The following is a 25539-nucleotide window of genomic DNA, read 5'->3' on the forward strand; positions in this document are numbered from 1 at the left end:
ACAAATATGAGGTTATTAAAAAATTAGTTGATACACATGGAAACAAAAAGAATGCTGCTATCAAATTAAACTGCTCTGTTCGCACTATTGACAGATTGATTGTCAGATATAAAGCTGAAGGTAAGACTGGTTTTATCCACAAGAACAGAAACAGACAGCCTATCTCCACTTTCCCTGTCGAGGTCAAAAATAAAGTCATTGACCTTTATCGCACGAAATATTCTGGTGCCAATCTTCTTCATTTCTCACAGCTGCTTGCGAAGAAAGAGGATATCCATGTCAGTGACACTACTATCAATTATTGGCTCCGCAGTTGCGACATCCTTTCTCCTAAGGCTAGACGCAAAACTGTCAATACTCTTAACGCTGAACTGAGAAAACGTAAGAAAGCTGCCAAGACAAAAAAAGAAGCTGTTTCTATAGAAAATAAGCTTGATCTACTTGATCGCTTCGATGCACATCCCAGACGCCCTAGATGCGCTTATTTTGGCGAGTTAGTCCAAATGGATGCTTCTCCTCATCTTTGGTTCGGTACCTCCATCACTCATCTCCATCTGGCCATTGATGACGCCACTGGTAAGATACTTGGTGCTTATTTTGATACACAGGAAACGCTTAATGCGTATTATCAAATCACTCATCAAATCCTGATAGATTATGGCATCCCTGCCAAGTTTCTTACGGACCGCCGCACTGTGTTTGAGTACAAAAGAAAAAACGCATCCTCTGATGAAGAAGATACGTTCACGCAATTCTCTTATGCCTGCCATCAGTTAGGCATTGAATTGGAATGTACGAGCGTCCCGCAGGCGAAAGGTCGCGTAGAGCGTCTTAATCAGACCCTACAATCAAGATTGGTCATTGAACTTAGGCTTGCGGGCATTACAACCATAGAGGAAGCCAATGAATTCTTAAAATCCTACCTAAAAGAATTCAACGCTATGTTCTCTCTACCAATCAATGATACTAAAACTGTGTTTGAAAAGCAACCGTCAAAGCAAAAAATCAATCAGACGCTTGCCATTTTAAGCAACCGAAAACTTGATTCAGGTCATTGTATCCGCTATAAGAACAAGTATTTTATTCCTATAACGAAATCTGGTAGTAAAGCATATCTGAAAAAAGGTATGAATGTGATGGTGATCGAAGCATTTGATGGAAAGCTATATGCCAACATCCTAGATCATCTATTCGCTTTAGAAGAAATCCTAGAACGTGAGGCTACATCAAAGAACTTCGACACGCTTCCTATCGAGGTGAAACAGAAAAAGCCTTATATTCCCCCTATGTCACATCCTTGGAAACAGGCTTCTTATCTTGCTTATGTGGCAAAGCAAAAGCACCGTCAATCCGGTGCTAATGTTTAATTATTTTTAAGACATTTTCATTTTTGCTTGACATGCTAAAATTACGTATATGATTTACTTTTTAAATCAATAATTTTCATGACGTCTTATGAAAACGTGATATTATCATTAATATACCTTTTTGACTTTTTTCTTTGATTTCCTTATCAAAAAACTTTCTTATAAAAAAACGTGAATTGCTCACGTTTTTTATATAATCTGAAAGATATAAAATTTTAAATAAGATGTTTCTTCCATTGTCCAAAGGATTGGATGGTCATGATTTTGTTGTGTGACAGATACTTGTTTTAGAGTAACACCTGTTTCTTTCGCAGACTCTCTTAACATTTTTTCAAAGTTTGCTGTTTCCATAAAGCGTGAACAGCTGCATGTGATCAGATAACCGCCTCTGCCTAATAGTTTCATCGCCTGTTTATTGATCTTTTTATAACCTTGATATGCATGATCAATGGTTCTACGGGATTTTGTGAAAGCTGGTGGATCAAGAATGATAATATCATATTTTCCTGGTTCACATGTTTCTAAATAATCTAATACATCAGCTTTGATGAAAGACATTCGATCTTCTAAATGATTTAATTTTGCATTTTCATACGCTTGATCAAGAGCTGTTTGCGATACATCAACTGCATCTACATGTAGTGCTTTTCCATAAGCAGCATTAAGCGCAAAACCACCCGTATGTGTAAAACAATCTAAGACTTTTTTTCCATATGCCATATTTCTCAATAACACACGATTGCTTTTTTGATCAAGAAAATAACCGGTTTTTTGACCATTTTCCACATCCACATGAATCTGAAGTCCATTTTCATTGATAATTGTCTGTGTAGGCAAATCAGCATTTCGCCAGTACCCTTTTTCTAAAGGCAAGCCTTCTTTTGTACGAATTTTTACATCATTTCGCTCATAAATGCCTTTGACATCCTGACCATCTTCGCTTAATACTTCTAGTAGGATTTCATATAACATATCTTTGATTTGTTCCATTCCATATGTACTGATTTGTGCCACCAGAATATCATTATAACGATCTACGGTTAATCCTGGCAGTTCATCAGCTTCACCAAAAATCAATCGACAGTTTGTGATGTTGTCTTTTTCTAATGTCTTTCGGAAATCATAAGCAAATTGTATACGATGTTTAAAGAACTCACGATCAAATACTTCATCTGGGTTCTTTGATAGTATTCTAACAGTGATATGACTGATTCTTGATAAAAAACCAGTTCCTAAATAGTTGCCTTTCTCAGTCATAATATTTACAATTGCGCCATTTTCAGCATCATCATCAATAGAAACTACATTATTTTTATACATCCACATTTGGCCCTTTTCAAGCCATGATGCGCCTTCTTCTGATATGATGACCACAGGATATTTTTTCTTCATACATTTACCTCTCATTCACAAATACACCTCATTTTAACATAATCGTTTCCTTACATACAATCATTATCGTGAATTTTCATAATTAAAAAAGAGATTTAAAAAGAAAAAAACATAGAAAATCCAGTATTTGCATGGCTTTCTATGCTTCCTTCTATTTTAAAATTGTTTTGATTTTTTCTTTCAGTTCTTTAGCGGCCAATTCACAATCGGCCTGCTTCATAATAGCTGATACAACACAGATTCCATCGATATCGGTTTCTTGTAAAATATCGCAGTTATCTTTATTTAATCCACCAATGGCTCCTACAGGTATGGATACATGTTTACATATATCCTGTAATGTTTCAACTTTTGTGAGTACTGTTTTTACTTTTGTGGTAGTCGGATATATTGCGCCAACACCTAAATAATCTGCGCCATCAGCCTGCGCTTTTATGGCAGCTTCTACAGTTTTTGCGGTCGCACCAACGATTTTATCAGGTCCCAACAACTTTCTTGCGAGTGCCACTGGCATATCATCTGCACCAACATGAACGCCTGCGGCATCCACTGCCATTGCAACATCAATTCGATCATCAATCAGTAAAGGTAAATCATAACGATCACTAATCGCTTTTACTTTATTTGCTAAATCTATATATTCCTTCGTTGTCCGATTCTTTTCACGTAATTGGATAAGTGTGACACCACCTCTACATGCGGCTTCTACTTTTGATAAAAACTCTTCTTCTGTCATATTTGTAGAATCTGTGACCAGATATAATGTTAAATCTAATTTGCTCATAGCACTACCTCACTTATTTTTGCATATTTTAAATACTCTTCTTTTTCTAATGCATACAGCCAATCAAATAATTTATAATGAAAACTTCCCGGCATCGTGGTTTCTTTCAGACACTTTTCTGCGACAACGCCAAAATAGCTACATGCCAGCATACAAGCTTTTATAGGCTCCATACAGGATAAAAAAGTCGCAGTGATTACATTTAACATACAGCCTGTGCCCGTACATAAAGTCAATAATTCACAGCCGTTTTCTACTTTATAGGTATGTATCCCATCACTGATGATATCTATAGCTCCACTGCATAAGATACAACAGCCTGTTTGTTTCGCAAAGTCCTGAATCCAGATGGCACTGTCTTCTACACGTTCGATATCAGAATCTCCAACATCAATGCCAAGTGCATGTGCAGGCTTTCCTGCAATTGCACGAATCTCTGAAAGATTTCCTTTGATTACATCGATATGGTAAGCATCCATCATTGATTTTGCATAATTATAACGCAAGTCGCTACAGCCAACACCTACCAAATCTAAAACAACTGGTATGTAGTTTTCGTTAGCAGTTTTTATGGATACTATCATTGCTTTACTTCGGATATCATCAAAGTTTCCCAGATTTAAGGCTAGTGCTTTCGCGGTTTTGGTGATTTGTGCTACTTCATCCGGGTGTTGTGCCATAATTGGTTTTCCACCTAACGCAAGAACTGCATTAGCACAATCATTCATAGATATGGGATTGGTGATACAATGAATCAGATTATGCGTCAAGTGCAGCTTCGCTTTGTCCTGCCACAACTCCTCTTGTATATTCATAGGTCTTACCTCCAAGCTTTCTCTGCATTTTCGCAAGCATACCATTATGCTGCAGTTTCAACAGGAATGCGAAAGCAATACTTCCTCCAATGATGGTTCCCATCAGGAAACTTGGCACATAGAACATCCATGTTAATCCATTTTTACCCCATAGATATGCCATAACAGGATAGGATACGATAGCACCAATAATCCCTGTACCGATAATTTCTCCAAGCACAGCGGCCCAGATTTTTCCATTGCTTGCTCGATATAGTATGCCAGATAATGCTGCGCCAAAGACAGCTCCTGTTAATGCAAGTGGTGGAATTCCCATACATGCCATACGAATAATACCGATAGCTACAGCACACCCCAAAGAATACCATGGTCCCATCAATACTGCCATTGTGATATTGATCAAGTGGGCCATCGGACACATTCCTTCTACTCGAAGAATGGGTGATATTACCACACCTACCGCTACCATCATCGCAAAAAATACGCTACGAAAAATTTGATTTTGTTTGTTCATAAAAAACACCCTCCTATTTGTTCGCTGGAAATGCTGAACCAAATAAAAGGATACAAATAAAAATCAGCGCCGTTTATCGGGTTCAGTTTCCAGATATGGTACGGTCGAAACGCTTGCCAGTTTCCTCTCAGCCTGTCTGCAGGCTCCCTCGCTGATTATCTTTTAATGTAAGGCGCTCCCCTTCCATTAGCAGTAATAAAAAAGAGATATATCCACGTAAAGACATATCTCAGATTACCTCTGTTATACTCCCTACGCCGGCATTACCCGTATCAGGTTCACAGGGTCGAAACGTAATGTTTCCTCTCAGCACACATTGGCTCCCCTTTTTATTACATTAGTATGGTACCACTTTGAAATAAGGATTGCAAGAGCTTTTTTTCATAGTGATTTACATTAGAAATAAGATATATTCAGACTTTTTATGCAGTCACACTGCTTTCCTGCAGCTCCTTTTGTACAAGCGTTGTTTTAACCCATCGATTTTGTTGATAGATCCATTGCCCTACAATACATTCTAAAATATTACTTAACAACATCGCAAGCCATATACCGGTAATACCCAATTCCGTGAACTTATGAAACAGGATAATCATAGGAATGCGAAAGCCCCATAGCCGCAACATTGAAAGAATAAAGGTAGTATTGGTATGCCCGGATCCATTGAATACACTGTTTAAATTCATATACCAGCCCATAAAAACACCTGTCAATAATGCGAAAAAATTGTACTCAAATGCAATAGACAGTAACTCTTCACTGGCATCTGGAACAAATATACGGGTAAATGGATTGATCAACAGCATGCCGATAATCGTTAACGCAATGGCACTGATCACGGATATACGCATGGTTACCCAATAACATTTTCTTGCCCTTTCGATATTACCAGCACCTAAATTCTGACCGATAAATGTCGCAAGTATGGAACCGAAGGATACAATCGGTATATACATCAAATTCACAAGTTTACCACCAACACCATACGCAGATATCGCCACTGCTCCATAGAACACGATATATTTATTCATAATCACAAAGCCTAAACTTTCTAAGAATTGACCACTCGCTGCTGGTATACACAGACGTAGAATTGTTTTCCCATCAGATAATTGAAAAGGATATTTACGAAACGCCACATAAACTTCATTGTCTTTTGAGCGAATAGATCGATAAGCAAGTGGTAGTACAAGAATCTTTGATAATACTGTCGCTACTGCTGCCCCCATGATGCCCATATGGAACACAAAGATAAATAATGGATCTAAGAATACATTTAATATTGACGCAATCGCATTTAATTTTACACCGCTTTTACTATCCCCGGCACTTTGACGAATTGCCATATATAGATTTAATAAGATCAATCCCAGATAATCAAATGATATTCCAATCAGATAATCATGAGAATCCTGATATATTTCGGCTGGTGTATCCAGATATCCTAATATTGTATTTGAAAATAAGATTGTGCCAACGCTTAATATAATCGCAAAGATAAACGCAAAGTATACCAGGGCTGTCGCAAAACGGTTAGCTTCATCTTTTTGTTTTGCGCCTAGTTTCGTAGATATGATTGCAATCGCTGCCGCACTTAATCCAGATGCCACACTTTGTGCACACCACATAATTGGTCCAACAAGTGATACAGCCCCGACCTGTAGTTCACCAATCTGACCTACCCAGAACGTATCAATTACGTTATATAATGAGTTTAAAATATTAAGTAAAAATAAAGGAACCGCCATACGAAACAGTGCCTTTGTCAGATTTCCCTCTAAAATCCCTGTTTGATCCATAATCTCCCTCTTCTCTAAAATCTTGTAACTATTATACCACGTCATAAACGCCCTTGGCATGCGTAGTTTGGTTATCTTTTATGTGTTTTATATATTTCATTTCTTTTCTTAATCTTACACTGTTTTTTTCTCGTAAAAAGGCTATAATAGTCAATAGAGATACACTTTGAAAGGAGCTTATATGGACAAGAAAGTTGTTGTTTGTGATATTGATAATACCTTAATTGTAAAACATACGACCTTGACACCACGTGCAAAAGCAGTCATTCAAACGTTACAAAAGCATGGCATTTATTTTGGCATTGCTTCTGGGCGATCATTGATTGAAGTGAAGCGAATGATTCATGTATGGGGATTTGAGGATTTAGATTTATTGATTTCTTTAAATGGATCTATTTTATGGGATGGTATTGCAAAGAAAGAATATCAGTATTATCTAATGAAAAAGGAATGGATCAAAGAAGTCATTGCATTCATGAGCCAGTTTGATACCAATCCGATGATGTATAAAGGGAATCATTTGTTATGTGGAAAACTGGATGAAATGGTACGTTTGTCCACATCTTCTTCTAAAATGGAGCCTGTGGTTGTGGATTCTATGGCAGATTTTTATACTGAAGATAATGCGAAAATCATGTTTCGTACAAGTGAAGAGGATACCAAAAAGATAGAGGCTTATTTTAAGGAACATCCAAATGGTAAATATCGTGCATTTAAGACACAGTCTACATTAATAGAATTTTCAGATGATCGTGTATCAAAGGCTTATACGTTACAGAAGTTTTGTGATCTGCATGATTTATCTTTAGATGATGTGATTGCTTTTGGAGATACTTCTAATGATAACGATATGCTGATGGCGAGTGGATGGGGCGTCTGTTTACGTAATGGCAGTGAGGATACTAAGGCAATTGCAGATGAGATCACAGAGAAAACCTGTGCAGAAGATGGATGGGCAGATTATATGGAAACGCATGTGATTCAGCCAAAAGGATGGTAAAAGAAAAGGTTTGATTTGAAGTCAAGCCTTTTTATTAGTATGAAATTCATGAAAATCCTCTTTTATATTCACCGTGTGTTAAAACTACAGCTTAGTACCAATTATTCCTCAAATAATTCCTTTACAATCAAGTCACGATTATGTAAAACGTGCTGTTTATTCATTAAAAGATTCTCAAAGAAGCGAATTAAATATTCATTTGTCGCATAAACTTTTTTTGCATAATTTGAATAATTTGCTCTCACTAATGCATTTCTAAAATACAAAGAATGTTCTTTAAATATTTCATTTGTCACTAGATAACCCTTTGATCTAAGATATTTTTCTATAAATACTGCTGTTGTTCTTGTATTTCCTTTATCAAATGCATGTATTTGCCAAATAGATGAAGTAAATTCTGTAATTCTTTCTAATTGTTCTTTTAGTGTTTTATTCGCATAATCAAATTTCTTTTCTTCCTTAAAATCATAATCTAATGCATTTTCAATCATCATATGATTTGCATAATTTACAGTATCATTGTTTAAAATAACTTCTTCCTTTGTAATATTATATGTTCTAAATTTACCCGCAAAATCATATACATCTTGAAATAGATACTTATGGATCAATTTTAACGTGACTGGTGAAAATACAAAGCTTTCATCCTCTAATAACTCCTTAATTCTAAGTGAAACCATATCACATTCTAATTCACTTTCTAAAACTTGTTGTCTAGCTTCCTTTTCCTTATAGTAGGCTTTAATTGCTAATTCAATTTCATAATTACTTTTATTTCCTTCTACATTTTCTTTAATTAGTTCTTTGAAATATTGTGACGGTTTTAAATTATCAACATTATTTAAACCAATAGCGATATCCCAATATAGCTGTCTGGTTTTTTTGTCATATTTTATCTTTTCTTCATCTATTTTATTATACTGTTTTTCTTCATCAAGATTAATGTCATTTATATTCATTGTCATTTTCCTATCATTCTTTTATGGTACCATTCAACTCGTACTTTAACATACACACTCATTAATTTCAACCGTTTTAATATAAACAATTGATAAAAAAGCATGTTAAAAAAGAGTGGCTTTCACACCACTCTTACACATTATAAACTAGCACTTACATAATAACCATCATGAGTAGCTTCTGCTACTGTTGCTGGTCGATTTGCATCTCCTATGATATTAGTATCTTGTACAATACCATAAAATTCATTAGCGATATCACGACGAGATTTCATGCCAACAGATATAATTACAGTATCTGCATAGATTGTTTTTATTCCATCTTTTGTTTCTACAATAATCATATTTGAATGAATTTCTTTACATTCACTTTCTAATAAAATATCTATATCTCCACTCATGGATAGCTGCTGAAGCAACCCCATTCGCACATGTTCATTTAAGTTAGAACATAATTGCTTTTGATATTCCACAATGGTGACCTTCTTCTTTTGCTTTGCCAATAGTTTCGCAAGTTCAGTCCCTACAGAACCACCTCCAACAATCACAACATGTTCTTTTATTTCAGTTTGATGTTCATAAGCATATAAAGCATTCATAACATGAGGTTGATCAATCCCTTTGATATGTGGTACTACTGGTTGTGCCCCTACAGCCACGATTATAGAATCAGCATGTTTTAATTCTTCTTTACATTTTGTAGCGTCACAATGATAACGTACTTCAATATCTGATTTTTCAATCTGTCTAATCAGATAATCTTTATAACGTTTTAGATCCTGTTTCGATTCATCAAATTCACTACAGTATAATTGGCCCCCAAGATGATCTTCCTTTTCCATTATAATAACATCATGTCCACGCTCATAAGCTGTCAACGCTGCTTTACATCCTGCTGGCCCTCCACCGATTACATATACTTTTTTCTTATGCTCTGCCTTTGAAAGTTTCACAGGTACTCGATCCTCATGAAGATAACGTGGATTTACAGAACAACAGGTAATACTTTTCATACCATAATGTTTATCTTTTTCTCTTGCGTACATATTATAACAGTTTAAACATCGTAAACATGGCACGATATCTTCTGTTTTATCTTCCCATACTTTCTTTGTCCAGAAAGGATCCGCAATGATTTGTCTGCCAACAACTATTGCATCGGCTTCTTTATTTGCGATGATTCCTTCTGCTTCTTCTGGTGTCATGATAGCACCAACCACTGCGACAGGAATATGTACAGCTTCTTTCACCATTTTTGAATACTTTGTATTTACCATATGTGGAAAATAAGGAGATGTTGTCATCTTCGTCATTGCAGATAATTCTCTTTCCAATCCACATGATACATGTACCATGTCAATCTTATCTTCAATATGTTGAATAAATCTTATAATCTCTTGTGTATCAGTTCCATCTTCAATATATTCGTTTAAGCTGATACGCATATCTAAAGGATAATCTGGTCCTACCGCTTTTCTAACACGTTCCACAATCATTGTTGGAAATTTAATTCTGTTTTCAAAGCTTCCTCCATAGGCATCTGTTCGTTTATTAAAATGTGGAGATAAAAATTGTGTAGGCAGCCATCCATGTCCAAAATGCAGCATTACCATATCAAAACCATATTCTTTCGCATCCATTGCGCCCTTCGCAAAAGCATCTGCAACCTCATTCATCATTGTTTCATCCATAGCTTTTACTTCTGTACCATCTTCTCTAATAAATCCTACAGGGCCAATTGCATAATCCCCAGGTGCTACTTTCGCATATTGACCAACATGGCATAATTCAAATTCTGCTTTGGCGCCACGTTGACGTATAATGGATACCTGTTCTCTAACTTTTGTGCTTTGTATCATATCTTCAAAACAATAAGGCCCTGGAGCCATACGTGATCTACCATCCGGTACACAACCACTTGTTCCTCTGATAATCATACCAATTCCACTGATAGATTTATCAGTAAGACTGCCAAGCGGTGCAGATATGATTCGGTTTTTTATGATCATTTGATTTACCTTTAACGGTTCAAATAAATGTGGATATTTCATAATTTATACCTCTATTCTTCAGGGATATCCTTAAATCCCAAGAAATAAGTAATAGCGGCAGAACCAAAATATGCGACTAACATTAAGACACACCACATAACAAATGTATCACCTAAGAATAAAGGTATACCACCTAATCCACATAGTCCCAAGCCATAGGCTTTTACCATGAATACAAGGGATAAAGCCCCACAAATTCCTGACATAATACCAACAGCGATAAATGGTTTCTTTGTCGGTAATAAGACACCATATAATGCTGGTTCTGTAATACCAACAGCACCTATTACTGCAGAACTTAAACCTTCACCTCTTAAGTTTTTATTTTTAGTTTTTAAAGCAACACCTAGCGCTGCTCCGGCAACAGAAGCATTTCCAAATCCAAGAATCGGAAAGACAACAGAATATCCAACAGTTGCCAGCTCATTTAATACAATAGGGATTGCAGTCGCCTGGTGAATTCCTGTTAATACAAAGAATGGACAAGTTGCCCCAATAATGAGCCCACCGAAGATTGCAAAATTAGAATAAATATATGTAATTCCTTTACCTAATAATTCTGAAATGATCTGTGCCAGTGGCCCTGTCATAGCTAACATAATCGGTAATGCAACAAGGATTGTAATCGCAGGAACTAAAACGGATTTCAAAACCGTTGGTGATATTTTCTTTGCGATTTTTTCAATCCAATATACCACTGGCATAGTTAACATAATAGGTGTTAATGTTGATGAATAAGCAACAAGTTTCACTGGAATACCATAAAAAGATGCATAACTTTCACCAGAAGAAGCCAATGTTAATACAGAAGGATAAACCAATACACCGCCTAATACAGCCCCAATGTATGGATTCACACCTAATTTTTTCGCTGAGCTGAATCCTAATAAGATCGGCAAGAAATAGTAGCCAGCAGTTCCAGCAGCACTTACAATCTGATATCCATAGGTTGTCGCATCTACATTTAAATAAGATAACATCGCGATAATACCTTGAATTAATCCACAACCAATCAATACCGGGATAATTGGCTGAATGGTACCTGTGATATAATCAATAATCATTTGCCATGAAAACTTCTTATTTGTTTGATTCTCATAATTCTTTTCTTCTTTGATATCGGCAATCTTCATTAGTGCATCGTAGACATCATTACATTTTCCACCAAATACAATTTGATAGGTCATGTTGAAGAAAGAGGCACCTTTTACACCTTCTAAATGCCTGATAGCATCCTCATTTACCAATTCTTTATTTCTGACTTCGATTCTAACTCGTGTAAAGCAACTGATGATGCTGACAATATTATGATTACCGCCAACGTTGTCTAAAATCTGTTTTGCAATTTCTTCATAGTTCATTTTAATTTTCTCTCCTTTCATGGCTATTGACAGATTTGAGTTTTATCTTTTTTCGCCTCTCTTTCTAAAAAAACTCAAGTCCACAGTCTTTTACCATGTCTTGAGTTTAGCCTAATTAAATAGTAACTATCTCAGTGTCTATTTCAAATCCTTACAATTACGTAAATGAAGGATTAAATAGTTTTTCTCAGGGTTTTTGATTTCCCTTCCAAACGTTTTTTTCAAATGCTCACTTAACCGCTCAACACATTCATATTCTTTGATGAATACTTCTGTAATCGTCTTAGATAGTAATTGGTCATCTACATCATTCTCACTATCTTCTATATAGCGTTTCGCGAAATGTTTTACATGGTTTACTAATCGTGTATATGCAAGACTGTTTTCATCAATTGAAGTTAGATAATCTTCTTTGATAAAAGTGATTGTAGCATCTACAACATCTAATGTTTTACTTACATACCGTTTGCCCTGATTATGTGTATTTTCTATCAGATGTAATGCGATATAACCAATTTCTTCATCGGGAATATCCACACTATACATCTCATGTATCAGCTTTTTCGCATAGCATCCTATCTTAAATTCATCTTTGTAAAACTCTTTTACTTCTATCAAAAATGGATTATCTATATCCGTTTCTTCCTTGATTCGTTTTAATGCGAAGTAGATATGATCCGTTAGAGATAAATAAATATTTTCGCTTAATATCATTTCATAGTTGTTTTTTGCATAATCTACAATCTTTTCTGTTAGTTCTAAATATGAAGCAGGAATTTGTGAAATAAGTTCTCCAAGTTTTGTGTTTTCATTCAATACAAATACCTTCTGGATTTTATCATGACGTACATGATCACCAGCTTTTGCCTGAAAACCAATCCCTGTTCCCATCACGACAACTTCCCCTTTTCGACGATCCTTCGCAATCACAACATTGTTATTTAAGAGCTTTATAATTTTCATAATTACACCCTTTCTACTTCCAACACCTGCATACCAGGCTCCACTTCCCCCATTCTTTTATTTATGAAATGAAATTCCTCACTATTTTCAATTACCATCATCGTCGTTGCTTGATAATTTTTTGTAATTGTATGTAGATTAATTTTCATTATGAAACTTCCTGCATGTACTTTATCCCCAACATGTACATATGATTGAAATCCTTCACCATTTAATTCTACGGTGTCAATTCCTATGTGCAATATTACACGCATACCACTATCACTCTCTATACCAATTACATGCCCTGTAGGAAATACAACACTGATTTTACCATCAACAGGACTATATATTTTTCCATCTATTGATTCAATTGCGATACCATCTCCCATCATCTTACTACTGAAAACCATATCATCTACTAATTCAATCGGCTTCAACACCCCTTTTACAGGTGCATATAACGTATACGGATTTACGTTTTTAATATCAATCTTCTTTTCTTTTCTAAACAATGCCATATTATTCCTCCAAATAAACAAAAAACCAAAACTTACCGCATATCTCGGTCAGCTTTGGTTTCGCCTGCATTACCAGTGACAATCCAAATCAATACATCACATTCATCTTTTACATTTTCAGTTTACCATTCTAAATTCTAAAAGTCAACACATAGAATAAAAAGTACACTTGAAAATAATTTCCATTTCATTCTTTATTTTCGTTCTAATATTAATAGATCTAAAATCTGAACAGTAATAATTCCGTTATCAAAATAAACTAAATGAAGTTTTATGCTTGCTGTTAAGGTATAGATTTGCTAAGATATGAATACAATAAAAATGTCATATGGCATATATAGTTTGGCTTACTCATAATGATCTGGGCCACCGTAGACAGGGACATCTCCCTGTCTTTTTTTATAAGGAGGGTCATGAAAGAGTTAAGTATTTTTATTGATGAATCAGGTGACTTTGGTGTAGAAGATAGTAAATCGCCTTATTATTAGATTAAGCTCTTGCTGATTGTTATCATAATAAACAATGATTTTATCAAAACTTTGAAAGTAAGAAAGATTTGATAAAATCTTATTACAATTAGCTGATTTTGTATGCACATTAGAACTACTGAACATTAAATTCAAAGAAAAACATCTTAGTAAGAGTGAAAAATCTTTTTTCTATAAACCACAAGACCTTAAAAAATCTTTTTTAAAACTATTGGATAAGAAAAAGATTGGTTCACTTTGATTTTAAATGCGATTGAATAATATGATTAAATTCATAACTGTATTTTGATATTTGTCAAAAAGTTTATCAATTTTTATTAAACTTTCTGAATTTTTAGAAAAGCTTATCAATTTTTGATAAACTTCTAAAACATAAATTATGAAATATTCATAAATTTATACATAAATTTAAGTCCTTCGTAAGACTTGTCACACGTCATTTTTGTTACACTATAAATGTATAAGGAATGAGGGATAATTTATGAAAAATCGTATTTTCTTCTTATTATCATGTTTAGGTTTAGGATATATATTTACCACCATGGATATTTTTAATGGACCTATAATGCCTAAATTAAGCGATGCGCAAGAAAACTTAATTCATGATACGTTGGTTGATTATATGAAACATGATGATGTGGAATTAGTAGTAGTGGAATGTCATAAAGTATTGCGCAAAGAAGAAACACTGAAACATTTAAAAATTTATTTGCGTGCTTATGCTAGTTCATATACCAAAGATTTAAATGCTTATGAAGGCTTCCAGTCGCCTACTATTTTGACGTATACAAAAGAAAACAACAAATGGAAACTAAAAGACATCTGGTTTCCAAAAGATGGTAGCGAGTATGAAAGCAGTATAAGAAAAGCTTTTCCACCAAATTGCGTGAAAGAAGCAATGAATTTAGATGGTTATGATGAAGAAAAACATCAGGCTGAGCTTGAAGAAGTAAAAGCCTTATTTGATCAAGCATAAGAAAAGGATAGCAATCAATCACTTAGACTGACACTGCTATCCTTTTATAAAATCTATGCTGCTTTCAAAAGCGCTTTTCTTCTTACTACCAAGTAACATATCACATGCGCACTAAAAGTTAATATCCATGATATTGGATAAGATATATATAATGAGAATAATGTATGTTCCATCTGGAAAATCGTGAATATCCAAATCACACGGAATAAACATGCACCTGTTAAAGATACCAACATTGGCATGATGGAATACCCCATCCCCCTTAAACTGCCTACCATGACATCCATAATACCGCATAAGAAATATGAGGCACTCACAACACTTAAACGCGATATCCCATGCGTAATAACATCCTCACTGGAGGAATAAATACCTAATAATGTATGTCCACAAAGGAATGCACCTACGCCTAATACAAGTCCAACGGCTGTCACAACACCCAGACATTGTAGTAAGATCTTATCAATGCGATGATATTGTTTTGCGCCCATATTCTGTGATGTAAAGCTTAATGAAGTCTGATAAATTGCATTCATGGATGTATAAACAAATCCCTCTATATTACTGGCAGCTGTATTTCCAGCCATCACGACAGAACCAAAGGAATTAACAGATGATTGTATCAATATATTTGAAATATTGAAAATCATACCTTGTAGACCTGCAGGCAAACCAATTTTTAGCATACCGACTACCTTATCTTTATGAAACTTCATTTCCTTTAAATGAAGTCGCAGGATACCATCTGACTGCATCAGACTTAATATAATTAATCCAGCACTAATGGTTTCTGATATAATCGTTGCCAAAGCAACACCAGCAACTCCCATTTTGAATACAATTACAAATAACAGGTTAAACAATACATTGACGACACCGGCAACTGTTAAGAAATATAATGGTCGTTTTGTATCCCCAACAGCACGAAGTATGGCAGCACCAAAGTTATATATCATAAAAGCAGGCATTCCAATAAAGTAAATGCGCATATATAATACAGATAAATCAATAACATCCATTGGTGTTCCCATGAGTTCTAATAGTGGTCTTGCCAGTATTAATCCAGCAAAAATCATGATGACACCACCCCAAATAGCGATATAGATAGCTGTATGAACAGTTTCTGATGCGTTTTTATAATCCTGAGCACCGCAGAATTTTCCCAATAAGACATTGGCTCCTACGGAAACTCCAATGAATAAATTCACCAGCAGGTTAATCAAAGAGCTGGTAGAACCAACCGCAGCCAATGCATGACTCCCAGTAAAACGCCCAACCACAACAATATCTGCTGCATTAAACAGCAGCTGCAATACACCTGATAGTATCAAAGGTATCGCAAACATAATAATCTTGGAAAACAATGGACCATGACACATGTCCATCTCATAACTTCTTTTCAATCTTTTCATCCCTTTTCTTTTTTTTTTTGCTTTCCTATTATAGCAAGTTCTTATAAAGATGTTAATTTAATTTTTACATTTTTTTGCAAAAGAAAAGGATAAAGCGTTATATTCGCCTTATCCGAACCCTTTATTTATCATTTGGTAGTGGAAATTGTTCCGTTAATGCACAAACTTCTTTACGTACCTTCTGAATTACAGCCTCATCATCAGCGTGTTTTAATACTTCAGAAATCCATAAACCAACCTGTTTAAACTCTTCTTCTTTAAAACCTCTTGTTGTCATTGCAGCTGTTCCTAATCGAATACCGCTTGTCACAAATGGTTTTTCTGTTTCAAATGGGATGGTGTTTTTATTGCATGTGATACAAGCTTCATCTAATAATTTTTCTGCCTGTTTTCCACTCATACCAATAGATTTTTTCACATCAACTAAAATCAAATGATTATCTGTACCACCACTTACAATGCTAAAACCTTCTGCCTTTAATGTATCGCTTAATACTTTACAGTTTTTAATGATTTGTGCAGCATAGTCTTTAAATTCTGGCTGTAATGCTTCATAGAAACAAACTGCTTTTGCGGCAATAATATGCATCAAAGGACCCCCTTGCATACCTGGGAATACTTTTTTATCTAGCAATGCTGCGTATTTTTCTTTACATAATATCATACCGCCTCGTGGGCCTCTTAATGTTTTATGCGTTGTTGTTGTCACAAAATCTGCATAAGGTACAGGACTTGGATGTAAACCAGCTGCAACCAAACCAGCAATATGTGCCATATCTACCATAAAATATGCGCCTACTTCATCTGCGATTTCTCTGAATTTCGCAAAATCAATAATTCTTGGATAGGCACTGGCACCAGCAACAATCAGCTTTGGCTTGTTTTCTAAAGCAACGCGTCGCACATCTTCATAATCAATTGTTTCATCATCTTCACGAACGCCATAATCCACAAAATTATATAATGTACCTGAGAAGTTTAATGGGTGCCCATGTGTTAAATGACCACCTGCTGTCAGGTTCATACCTAAAACCGTATCACCTGGTTCAAGGATTGCCATATACACACCCATGTTTGCCTGAGAACCAGAGTGTGGCTGTACATTGACATGTTCCGCATGGAACAATTCCTTCGCACGTGCTCTTGCGATATCTTCCACTTCATCGACATTGACGCATCCACCGTAATAGCGTTTTCCAGGATAACCTTCTGCATATTTATTCGTAAGAATACTTCCAGCTGCCTGTAATACATCTTTTGATACATAGTTTTCTGATGCAATCAATTCAATATTATACAACTGCCTTTTTGCTTCTTTTTCTATTGCTGCTTCAATCATTTGATCTTTCATACTGCACCTCCATCGTTATTTTGTTTTTTATCACTTAATAAATATTTTTGGATCATAAAGATTACGGCTATTGCCGTTACACCAATCAAGTTATCTAAAGAACTGTCATGCGTGATGACAATCTGTCTTGCGACTGCATATAGCAGCACTTCAATCACACTTTGTGGTGTATGTAAAATCAACATTCGCACAAATTCAATACCAACAACCAGTGTCAGAATATTTTCCATAAATTCATTTAGCTGGAAAGAACCCTCCACAAATGCGCCTAGCGCATGACATACGCATATCACGGTAGATACGCCAATGGCAATCATGGATATTACCGCAATTGCGATTTCCATATATTTTACGATTTTTACCATCCATTCATTACTCATACTTGTTCTCCTTTATAAAATCACGGGGAATCTGTGCATCTACATTAATACATGCTTTTCTCGCCTGTTGATGCTGATATTTTCGTTGTATGCGATACAATCTGCCATTTTTGATAAATCTGGCTCCTGTCTGTTTAAAGTAAAATGATATTCCTTTTTCTATACATTGTTCACGGATATGTAAAATCCATGCATAATCACATGCACGTGCTTCATTACCGCTTTCTCCACCTGCTGTAATCTGTTTTATACTTTCATCTAGCATGCCATGAAAATCAATATCACTTAACAACGGTTCACAAATCAATTGTTTATGTCTGATTGGCATCTTGAGATAGATTGGCAAGCGGATATCTGCCTGTTTCTGATTTTCCATGGTACAACAAATCGTGACATTCTCATAACCATCGCCCCAATCTTCAGGTATACATTCCATAAAGCGGTGAATTCGTTTGGTTATCATAAAGAAATGTAAATCACTTCTTTCTTTTATGATCGCCCAGGCTTCTTTTCGCCATTCATCTGCTTCTTCGACAAAGAAGTCACTGGTAAAGCACGTATACAGCACTTCACCTGAAGGTATTTTATAGCTTCCATCCCGTTTTTTTGCGATTGGCAGATACATCGTTTTCAGTTTTGTCACAACACTGGCATCTTTACCATGTCGCTCATCCATACGATAGACATAACAATGCTCACAGCCTTCAGAGAACTTATGGCAGCCGTGCCATGGATTCCATTGTGGCATTATTTTTCTAAAGCCATTACTTTATCGATACGTCTTTGGTGGCGAGCATCATGACTGAATTCTGTACCCATCCATACACGTACGATTTCTTTCATTAATTCTACACCGATGATTCTTTGACCCATTGCTAAAACGTTTGAATTGTTGTGTTCTCTTGTAAGTTTTGCACTTACTGGGTCGCTGCATAACGCACAACGAATTCCTTTGATTTTATTGGCAGTGATACTTACACCAATACCAGTACCACAAATAACGATACCACGATCGTTCTTGCCATCCGCAACACTTTGTGCCGCAGGTCCTGCATAATCAGGATAATCTACACTTTCTGTGCTATAGCAGCCGAAATCTTCAACGATATGTCCTTCTTTAGTCAACATTTCCTTTACTATTTCCTTGTATTCAAATGCTCCATGATCACAAGCTAATGCTATTTTCATATGTATTTTTCCTCCTATTGTTTATATGGAACCATTATACCATAGGATAAGAAAAAACGAACAGAGAACTGCTCGTTTTATATTAAAGTATTGGTTTCATCTGATAGCTAACACTGACACAATCCTCTGTCTTGATTTGTTCATATTTTTCAAGAATACGGTTGATTGCTTTCTGGCAGCCTTCTTTTCTAGGTGTTGCGATAATCACAGAGTACTGTGTTAGATTACATTTAGAGAATACATCGTTTTTACGCAACATAGAATAGATAATATCTTTTAGTAAATCGCTTTCCTTCAATAAACGTTTTTCACTTAACTTGCCACTATCATCTTTTACAGTGATCAGCACTAAGAATCTTGCACGTGTAGAACGTTGTGCAGCACGTACATTGATACGATATATGTTTTTAAATACGTCAAAGTCACAATAGAATGTTCCCTGATCTTTTGTGGATTCATTCATTTCTCTTTCCAGTTCTTCTACACTGACTGGTGTTTTTGCGCTGGTTTCTTGAATCATTGCGTAGATTTCTTTCATACGTTCGCTGACTTCAATACCCAGACGACTGTAATAAAGATCAATGACTTTGTGATAGTATGACATTGCCATCGCAATCATGTCTAATTTATAATAAGCAAACAGCTTTAATTCGTGTACTTTGGTATTAGTAAATTCCTGATAATCTAATAAATCACATAAATTGATGATATCCTCATAACGTCCTAAATCCCCTAAACATTCTGCGACTTTACTGATGCATTCCAGTTTTAGATTGTTATAGTAGGTTCTCTGTAATACAATCCAGTTTTCATTTGGGAACTCAAACATGAATTCTTCTTTATATTCAGTAAGCATTTGACGGCATAATTCTAACGCCTTATCAATATCTTCTTCCTCTTTGATTTTTTCTGCCAGATTTTCAAATTTCACAATGTCAAGATCACATTCTAATTCACTGTTCCAAATATAAGAATTACTCTTTGAAAGGATACATTCTACATTTTCTCCAGGAAAGAATTTCTTTAGTTCTAAACGGGCACGATAAACCAGATTACGCAATGCTCCTTCTGGATTATCTGCGCTATTGTTTGGCCAAAGGATTTCCATTAATCTGGCCTTGTTTGTAAGTGTAGTACGATTAACGATTAAATAGGCAATCAGCATGATGACCTGCATGCTTTTTTTAGTTTCCTGTGGAAATTTATTGAATTCGTTACGGATAGAAAATTCACCTAACATCTCGATTTGTAAAGTATCTTCATATTTCATAATGTAACCTCTTTCTCTGCGTGAACATCACTGTCACAAATTTGCAGACTTTTTCCTACTTTAAATTTTAATGGGATGTTGGTGTGATGTCAACGAATCTTAAAAAATTAGAAATTTGTCTTAAATATATCGCAAAAAAGCAAAATTCATGGTCCTTTTTCCAAATTTCCATGAATTTTTTTCGCTATTTTAATGTATTCAAAATGGTTTCTTCATCAATTGGTCCACTTCTGATGATATTGATTTCCTCTTTGCTCATATCCACAATCGTACTTGCGACTTTTCCACCAGCTTCACCCAGCACAATTGCATCGATTCTGCCATCCAGTTGTGACAATACCTGTTCATCATTTACACCAGTTTCTTCACCGGATAAATTGGCACTTGTTACTAACAATGGCTTCTCACATTTTTCAATCATTTCCAGTACAAATGGATCATCTGGCATACGAATACCTACTGTATCAAATCCGTTTGTAATGTAATCCGGTAATGTATCTTTCTTTTTTAAAATGATAGTAAATGCCCCTGGCATAAATGCATTCACAAGCTTTCTTGCACGATCATCTACTTCTGCAATAGTTTCTATTTGTTCAAGACTTGCCACCATCGTTGGAATTGGCTTATTTTCTGGTCTGCCTTTGGCTTCTTTTAGAGCTTCTAATGCTTCTTCATTTTCATAAATGACGCCTAATCCATAAACTGTATCTGTAGGGAATGCGACAACGTTTCCTTCTTTCAACAGTTCTACAACTGCTTCTAAATCTTCTTTTTCAAAACGGATGGTATTCATCAAGCGTTCCTCCTTGCGTTTTTTTAACGTCATCATTCTACCACATTCTGTTTTTGATAGGAAGAAAATGTTATTTATTTTAATGTTTCATGTTTAGCTTTTCTAAATGCCCTCTTTATTTCATAGTTTTTTGTTTCCTCATACAATTGCTCACTTTGTCCACCTAACATAATATTTGTATAATAATAATCACGAATATTATTGTTTGGTTTTACTCCTGTTAAACGTATAAATCTGTTAGTTGGATTTACTGTTGTAAATATAATTGATTTATATGATAATTTTTCTAATGGTCTTAAATTATGTGAAGTAAATACAAATTGACCTTTTGCGGATTCATTCATGATTTCCAACAATTCTCCTAACAAGTATTCATAAATGCCCGAATCAAATTCATCGATCATTAAACATATTGAATTGTTATTATAGGCAGCAATTAAGGAGCTTGTTACTGAAATTATTCTCTTTATCCCCTCTGATTCATATTTTAGTGGTATAAATTTTGCATTTCTAACACTAACAACTTCAAAATTCATGCCCATAGAACCATCTTTTAAAAGCTGCTCTTTCTTGTGTATGATTTGTATATTCAAGGAAGGAATAATCGCTGATATTACTAGATCTATTTGCTGAATAATTTTTTCCATATCATGAAATAGTGCTAATGGCATCTCGTTAGGTTCTAAGATATTTACTGGTATTTCTCCAAGCTTTAATGAACCTTTTACAGGCAGGTAAACACTGATTGGCATAAATGTATTCATATTGATACTGCCCATCACATCATTCTCAATAATGATTAAACCAGTTTGTGCAAAGATATTTAATACTTCAATTGTTTTGATTAGATAATCTTCATTTTTATCTTTCAATTCAGAAATTAATGAATTCCTATTTCTTTCATAAAAAATAAAAGAAGCATCCTTTTGCATATCTTTCACAACCCTTAGTTCTATTAATAGATCCTTGGATATTTTATTTTTTAATTTTTTTAAAGTAATATCTCCAAAATCTGTTTGAATTAAAGTAACTTGTGGTTTCCATTTCTTTTTATCTTTATCGTATGATTTAGATAGTAGCTTTTCTGATGTTATATTAAAGTTACCATCTTCTAATTCTATTTTCACATGATATTCCACCAGCTGCATATTTGTTTCATGCTTTTCATTATTGATATACTGATCAATATTCTTTGGCAGGCACTCCCCTGACATGATTGTTTTAAGAATTTTAGTGGTCTCTAAAACGGCACTTTTTCCAGAACCATTTTGTCCATATATGCCTAGTACAGGGTGAAATGTGGATCTAATATCATCAAAGTTTCCTTTTAATATTTCACTATACTCCTGAAAAGCCACTTCACCATGAAGAATATTTTTAATGCCATTTATTTCAATTTGTTCAATTCTTACAAGATTATTCATATATAACACCTCCATGTCCATTGTAACACATGAGTATAACTTTCCAATCAAATTACGATTTCGTAACATTTTGTATCAAAATATATTTTTATAATGAATTTATTGGTAAAAAATATAATATAAAAAAGATACAAAAATGTTTTCATTCCTGTATCTCTACAAACTTTATAATTATCGTCTGTATCATTCTGCAAAAAATCAGATCATTAACAGCTTCTATTTTTAAATCAACAATCCCAAACGTTGAAATTCTTCTTCAGGCGCCTGATACTGTTTCAGTAATTCTTTTAATTTATTATCATATATTTGTGTATCTACTTTTCCCACAAGATTATATTTTTGATATTCATCTTCTTTGATATTAAACAATTGATCTCCAAAGATAGAAGCATCATAAAATGTTTTTATTGGAATTTTCAAATAAGATACCCCATTAGAATAAGCATCTCCTTTTACTAATTCTGCCTTATTGATTGCTTCACAAGGAATAAATCCTCTCATTTGGGTTGGCATTAATGTACACTCAACCAATGGATTTTCTGAATCAATATTGGCTTTCATATAAACATAAGATCCATCACTCATGCATGTAAAGCTTCCATGAACACCATATAATATAACATCTCTAGTATTTTGGTTATTCCTCATACATGTGATTAATGAAGAACCATCACATACACTATAATCAATATTAAAAAAGTCCAATAAAGTAGGAGCCACATCAATGGTCTGTGCTATAGCTTCACAGCTTTTATGCCCTTGATGATTTGGATCATATAGAAAAAAAGGTATATGTATAACTTCATCATACATTGGGCCAAAATTTTTGCCCATCATGCCATGTTCCCCCAGCAAAAATCCATGATCTGTATTCACAATAAACATTGTATCTTTCCATAAATCGTATTGATCCATTAAATCCAGCACTTTTCCTAGATAATGATCACACATTGTGATTAAAGAGGCATATTCTTTTCTAACTTCTTTTAAATTTTCCCCATGCAACTGTTCATCAATAGGACCATAAGCTGGCCAGTTGAATTCTGGTGCATTTTCAAGCTCATATAAATCACGATATCTTTGTGGAACATAAAATGGTTCATGTGGATCAAAACTTTCTATTTGAAGAAACCAGTTATCTTTATCAGCATGTTTTTTAATGAAATCTAGACCAGCATGAAATGTTTTTACACTGGACATATCTTCTTCTTTTTGTTGTCTTGTAATATTTGCATAATGTTGCTGAACTGAAATACCCTTTTTTGACAAAGCATTCCGTTGAGAAGGAAGCATTCCTTCATCTTGTGGTATCCAGCGATCACCTTCCTGTCCACGAAATCCTTCCCAAGTATTGTATCGATTATGATAGGTTGCACCTCCATCTTCGAAATAATGAGAATGATCTGTACATAAATGTGTATAAATTCCAGCTTTTTTTAACTCTTCAATCACAGAAAAATCAAATGGCTCTAATGGCCCCCAGCTTCTGTGAAGAAAATTATATTTTCCTGTATGCAATTCTCTTCTGGCAGGCATACATGGCATACTGCCTCCATAAAAATTATCAAAACGACAGCAATGTTCCTCTAGCCGTTTGAAATTTGGCGTTTTCACCCAGTCATTTCCATAGTTTTCTAAAAATCTTCTGCTCAGGGTATCAAACATGACCATGATCGCCTTCATAGTTTATTCTCCTTCTTATTTTTCCTTTACAGTTTCCCTTTCTACAACGTGTTCAATATCATTTTTACGATGATCTTTTGCTTTTTGAATTTCATCATATTCTTTATTTAATGCATGCATTAAGCAGTCAACTGCAAAATATGCACCCTTTTCCACCTGTAGATCAACTGTAGTTAATGCAGGACTTACAAGAGAAGATTCAGGAAGATTATTGCTTCCTATAATCGATATATCATCGGGAACTTGAATATTTCTATGTTGTAACGCACGCATGCCTCCCAAAGCAATATCGTCATTAGAATAATAGATAGCATCAATATTTTCTATTTGATCTATGATATTCATTGTTGCATCATATCCCCCAGCAAAGGTATTGCTACCAGCATCAAATACAAGTTCTTCACGATATGGAATACCAAATTTCAATAATGTGTTTTTGTATCCAGATAATCTTCTTGGTGTTCCCAAAGTTTTCATAGAGCCTTTGACAAAGGCGATACGTTTATGCCCTTTTGCGATTAAATATTCTACTGCTGCACTATAATCTGAAGCATATCTTTGAATATCATCGCTAAAGATATAATCCCCTTCTACATGATGTCCCATAATATACATAGGAAAATCTTCTCTTGCATAAGCCTGAATAAATTCATCTTCAATCTGATTGGTATAAATGATAACGCCATCTGCACGATGCTCTGATATAAACCTTTTCGCTGTACGTGAAGAGCTTTGTGTTGTCGCTATCAATAGATCATAACCATAAGATGCTACTCGTTCTTGGATTGCATGTAATGTTTTTGAGAAAAAAGAACGTGAAGCATCTGTTACTACAAACAATATAATATTGGTACATTTCTTTTGTAAATCTACCGCAATCCCATTTTTTACATATCCTAATTCTCTCGCTTTGTCCAAAACCATTTGTTTTGTTTGCTGCGAAATTCTTGAATTATCATTTAAAGCCATGGATACAGTCGAAACTCCCAGATTTAATTCTCTTGCTATATCCTTGATTGTTGCCATATCATCACCTTCTACCACATATTACTATTTTACTATAATAGGA

The 25539-nt window shown here is 34.8% G+C and carries 23 protein-coding genes and 1 riboswitch; of the genes, 3 read left to right on the forward strand and 20 right to left on the reverse strand.

Annotation, left to right across the window (positions count from 1 at the left end):
- Positions 1-1367: ISNCY family transposase (locus tag DW761_RS00005; protein WP_394336538.1), on the forward strand; the 1367-nt coding region annotated here is incomplete at its 5' end.
- Positions 1368-1556: 189 nt separating this feature from the next.
- Here the strand turns inward: DW761_RS00005 and DW761_RS00010 are convergent.
- The 5 genes from DW761_RS00010 to DW761_RS00030 all read right to left on the reverse strand — a co-directional run bounded on the left by DW761_RS00010 (position 1557) and on the right by DW761_RS00030 (position 6671).
- Positions 1557-2759, reverse strand: a complete 1203-nt coding sequence (locus DW761_RS00010) for a class I SAM-dependent rRNA methyltransferase (protein ID WP_117516288.1) — start codon at positions 2757-2759, stop codon at positions 1557-1559.
- Between the two features lie 151 nt (positions 2760-2910).
- The gene (gene thiE, locus DW761_RS00015) at positions 2911-3543 is read right to left on the reverse strand and encodes a thiamine phosphate synthase (RefSeq protein WP_117516044.1); all 633 of its coding nucleotides are present in this window, start codon (positions 3541-3543) and stop codon (positions 2911-2913) included.
- Complete coding sequence (gene thiM / locus DW761_RS00020) at positions 3540-4358, reverse strand: hydroxyethylthiazole kinase (protein ID WP_233511342.1); 819 nt, start codon at positions 4356-4358, stop codon at positions 3540-3542. The genes thiE and thiM overlap by 4 nt, the downstream gene beginning before the upstream one ends.
- Complete coding sequence (gene thiW, locus DW761_RS00025) at positions 4303-4872, reverse strand: energy coupling factor transporter S component ThiW (RefSeq protein ID WP_117451505.1); 570 nt, start codon at positions 4870-4872, stop codon at positions 4303-4305. Before thiW ends, thiM begins: the two co-directional genes overlap by 56 nt.
- 232 nt (positions 4873-5104) lie before the next feature.
- Positions 5105-5209, reverse strand: a riboswitch (TPP riboswitch).
- An 85-nt stretch (positions 5210-5294) separates the two neighbouring features.
- Positions 5295-6671 carry an MATE family efflux transporter gene (locus DW761_RS00030; RefSeq protein ID WP_117516045.1) on the reverse strand — a complete coding sequence of 459 codons (1377 nt, stop codon included), beginning with the start codon at positions 6669-6671 and terminating at the stop codon, positions 5295-5297.
- A 181-nt stretch (positions 6672-6852) separates the two neighbouring features.
- Here DW761_RS00030 and DW761_RS00035 point away from each other — a divergent pair, with 181 nt between their 5' ends.
- Positions 6853-7671, forward strand: a complete 819-nt coding sequence (locus tag DW761_RS00035; RefSeq protein ID WP_117516046.1) for an HAD family hydrolase — start codon at positions 6853-6855, stop codon at positions 7669-7671.
- 101 nt (positions 7672-7772) lie between these two features.
- Here DW761_RS00035 and DW761_RS00040 read toward each other — a convergent pair whose 3' ends face one another.
- The 5 genes from DW761_RS00040 to DW761_RS00060 form a co-directional block, all read right to left on the reverse strand.
- On the reverse strand, positions 7773-8630 hold the full coding sequence (locus tag DW761_RS00040; protein ID WP_117516047.1) for a Fic/DOC family protein: 858 nt from the start codon (positions 8628-8630) through the stop codon (positions 7773-7775).
- Positions 8631-8770: 140 nt separating this feature from the next.
- The gene (locus DW761_RS00045) at positions 8771-10681 is read right to left on the reverse strand and encodes an FAD-dependent oxidoreductase (protein WP_117516048.1); all 1911 of its coding nucleotides are present in this window, start codon (positions 10679-10681) and stop codon (positions 8771-8773) included.
- Between the two features lie 11 nt (positions 10682-10692).
- Positions 10693-12042: a PTS transporter subunit EIIC gene (locus DW761_RS00050; RefSeq protein ID WP_117516049.1), complete on the reverse strand. Its 1350-nt coding sequence runs from the start codon at positions 12040-12042 to the stop codon at positions 10693-10695.
- A gap of 138 nt (positions 12043-12180) precedes the next feature.
- Positions 12181-13005, reverse strand: a complete 825-nt coding sequence (locus DW761_RS00055) for a PRD domain-containing protein (protein ID WP_117516050.1) — start codon at positions 13003-13005, stop codon at positions 12181-12183.
- Between the two features lie 2 nt (positions 13006-13007).
- Positions 13008-13505, reverse strand: a complete 498-nt coding sequence (locus DW761_RS00060) for a PTS sugar transporter subunit IIA (RefSeq protein WP_117516051.1) — start codon at positions 13503-13505, stop codon at positions 13008-13010.
- Positions 13506-14474: 969 nt separating this feature from the next.
- On the opposite strand from DW761_RS00060, the gene DW761_RS00065 reads away from it, so the two are divergent.
- A complete protein-coding gene (locus DW761_RS00065) occupies positions 14475-14969 on the forward strand; it encodes a hypothetical protein (RefSeq protein ID WP_117516052.1) in 495 nt (164 codons plus the stop codon).
- Between the two features lie 53 nt (positions 14970-15022).
- Here DW761_RS00065 and DW761_RS00070 read toward each other — a convergent pair whose 3' ends face one another.
- The 10 genes from DW761_RS00070 to DW761_RS00115 form a co-directional block, all read right to left on the reverse strand.
- Positions 15023-16381 carry an MATE family efflux transporter gene (locus tag DW761_RS00070; RefSeq protein ID WP_117570486.1) on the reverse strand — a complete coding sequence of 453 codons (1359 nt, stop codon included), beginning with the start codon at positions 16379-16381 and terminating at the stop codon, positions 15023-15025.
- Positions 16382-16502: 121 nt separating this feature from the next.
- A complete protein-coding gene (glyA, locus tag DW761_RS00075; RefSeq protein ID WP_117516054.1) occupies positions 16503-17732 on the reverse strand; it encodes a serine hydroxymethyltransferase in 1230 nt (409 codons plus the stop codon).
- Positions 17729-18112, reverse strand: coding sequence for a transporter (locus tag DW761_RS00080; protein WP_117516055.1), 384 nt, complete (start codon positions 18110-18112; stop codon positions 17729-17731). Before DW761_RS00080 ends, glyA begins: the two co-directional genes overlap by 4 nt.
- On the reverse strand, positions 18105-18860 hold the full coding sequence (locus tag DW761_RS00085; RefSeq protein WP_117516056.1) for a DUF5131 family protein: 756 nt from the start codon (positions 18858-18860) through the stop codon (positions 18105-18107). The genes DW761_RS00080 and DW761_RS00085 overlap by 8 nt, the downstream gene beginning before the upstream one ends.
- Positions 18860-19300 carry a ribose 5-phosphate isomerase B gene (gene rpiB, locus DW761_RS00090; RefSeq protein ID WP_117516057.1) on the reverse strand — a complete coding sequence of 147 codons (441 nt, stop codon included), beginning with the start codon at positions 19298-19300 and terminating at the stop codon, positions 18860-18862. Before rpiB ends, DW761_RS00085 begins: the two co-directional genes overlap by 1 nt.
- An 82-nt stretch (positions 19301-19382) precedes the next feature.
- On the reverse strand, positions 19383-20570 hold the full coding sequence (locus DW761_RS00095) for an AfsR/SARP family transcriptional regulator (protein WP_117451485.1): 1188 nt from the start codon (positions 20568-20570) through the stop codon (positions 19383-19385).
- 184 nt (positions 20571-20754) lie between these two features.
- Positions 20755-21399, reverse strand: coding sequence for an L-threonylcarbamoyladenylate synthase (locus DW761_RS00100; RefSeq protein ID WP_243205918.1), 645 nt, complete (start codon positions 21397-21399; stop codon positions 20755-20757).
- 38 nt (positions 21400-21437) lie between these two features.
- Positions 21438-22787, reverse strand: a complete 1350-nt coding sequence (locus tag DW761_RS00105; protein ID WP_158553715.1) for an AAA family ATPase — start codon at positions 22785-22787, stop codon at positions 21438-21440.
- A gap of 222 nt (positions 22788-23009) precedes the next feature.
- Positions 23010-24470 (reverse strand): sulfatase, encoded by a 1461-nt coding sequence (locus DW761_RS00110; RefSeq protein WP_117516059.1) that lies wholly within the window; start codon positions 24468-24470, stop codon positions 23010-23012.
- Positions 24471-24485: 15 nt separating this feature from the next.
- The gene (locus DW761_RS00115; RefSeq protein WP_117451478.1) at positions 24486-25496 is read right to left on the reverse strand and encodes a LacI family DNA-binding transcriptional regulator; all 1011 of its coding nucleotides are present in this window, start codon (positions 25494-25496) and stop codon (positions 24486-24488) included.
- Positions 25497-25539 lie beyond the last annotated feature (43 nt).

The organism is Absiella sp. AM29-15, assembly GCF_003434225.1.
GTDB classification, from domain to species: Bacteria; Bacillota_I; Bacilli_A; order Erysipelotrichales; family Erysipelotrichaceae; genus Hoskinsella; species Hoskinsella hominis.

Excerpts from the sequence above, each read along its gene's own strand:
- thiW (WP_117451505.1), bottom strand. The coding sequence starts at position 4,872 with ATGAACAAACAAAATCAAATTTTTCGTAGCGTATTTTTTGCGATGATG.
- glyA (WP_117516054.1), bottom strand. The coding sequence starts at position 17,732 with ATGAAAGATCAAATGATTGAAGCAGCAATAGAAAAAGAAGCAAAAAGG.
- DW761_RS00060 (WP_117516051.1), bottom strand. The coding sequence starts at position 13,505 with ATGGCATTGTTTAGAAAAGAAAAGAAGATTGATATTAAAAACGTAAAT.
- DW761_RS00065 (WP_117516052.1), top strand. The coding sequence starts at position 14,475 with ATGAAAAATCGTATTTTCTTCTTATTATCATGTTTAGGTTTAGGATAT.
- DW761_RS00055 (WP_117516050.1), bottom strand. The coding sequence starts at position 13,005 with ATGAAAATTATAAAGCTCTTAAATAACAATGTTGTGATTGCGAAGGAT.
- DW761_RS00095 (WP_117451485.1), bottom strand. The coding sequence starts at position 20,570 with ATGAAATATGAAGATACTTTACAAATCGAGATGTTAGGTGAATTTTCT.
- DW761_RS00010 (WP_117516288.1), bottom strand. The coding sequence starts at position 2,759 with ATGAAGAAAAAATATCCTGTGGTCATCATATCAGAAGAAGGCGCATCA.
- DW761_RS00070 (WP_117570486.1), bottom strand. The coding sequence starts at position 16,381 with ATGAAAAGATTGAAAAGAAGTTATGAGATGGACATGTGTCATGGTCCA.
- DW761_RS00045 (WP_117516048.1), bottom strand. The coding sequence starts at position 10,681 with ATGAAATATCCACATTTATTTGAACCGTTAAAGGTAAATCAAATGATC.
- thiE (WP_117516044.1), bottom strand. The coding sequence starts at position 3,543 with ATGAGCAAATTAGATTTAACATTATATCTGGTCACAGATTCTACAAAT.
- DW761_RS00100 (WP_243205918.1), bottom strand. The coding sequence starts at position 21,399 with ATGATGACGTTAAAAAAACGCAAGGAGGAACGCTTGATGAATACCATC.
- DW761_RS00080 (WP_117516055.1), bottom strand. The coding sequence starts at position 18,112 with ATGAGTAATGAATGGATGGTAAAAATCGTAAAATATATGGAAATCGCA.
- thiM (WP_233511342.1), bottom strand. The coding sequence starts at position 4,358 with ATGAATATACAAGAGGAGTTGTGGCAGGACAAAGCGAAGCTGCACTTG.
- rpiB (WP_117516057.1), bottom strand. The coding sequence starts at position 19,300 with ATGAAAATAGCATTAGCTTGTGATCATGGAGCATTTGAATACAAGGAA.
- DW761_RS00050 (WP_117516049.1), bottom strand. The coding sequence starts at position 12,042 with ATGAACTATGAAGAAATTGCAAAACAGATTTTAGACAACGTTGGCGGT.
- DW761_RS00030 (WP_117516045.1), bottom strand. The coding sequence starts at position 6,671 with ATGGATCAAACAGGGATTTTAGAGGGAAATCTGACAAAGGCACTGTTT.
- DW761_RS00110 (WP_117516059.1), bottom strand. The coding sequence starts at position 24,470 with ATGAAGGCGATCATGGTCATGTTTGATACCCTGAGCAGAAGATTTTTA.
- DW761_RS00105 (WP_158553715.1), bottom strand. The coding sequence starts at position 22,787 with ATGAATAATCTTGTAAGAATTGAACAAATTGAAATAAATGGCATTAAA.
- DW761_RS00115 (WP_117451478.1), bottom strand. The coding sequence starts at position 25,496 with ATGGCAACAATCAAGGATATAGCAAGAGAATTAAATCTGGGAGTTTCG.
- DW761_RS00085 (WP_117516056.1), bottom strand. The coding sequence starts at position 18,860 with ATGCCACAATGGAATCCATGGCACGGCTGCCATAAGTTCTCTGAAGGC.
- DW761_RS00035 (WP_117516046.1), top strand. The coding sequence starts at position 6,853 with ATGGACAAGAAAGTTGTTGTTTGTGATATTGATAATACCTTAATTGTA.
- DW761_RS00040 (WP_117516047.1), bottom strand. The coding sequence starts at position 8,630 with ATGAATATAAATGACATTAATCTTGATGAAGAAAAACAGTATAATAAA.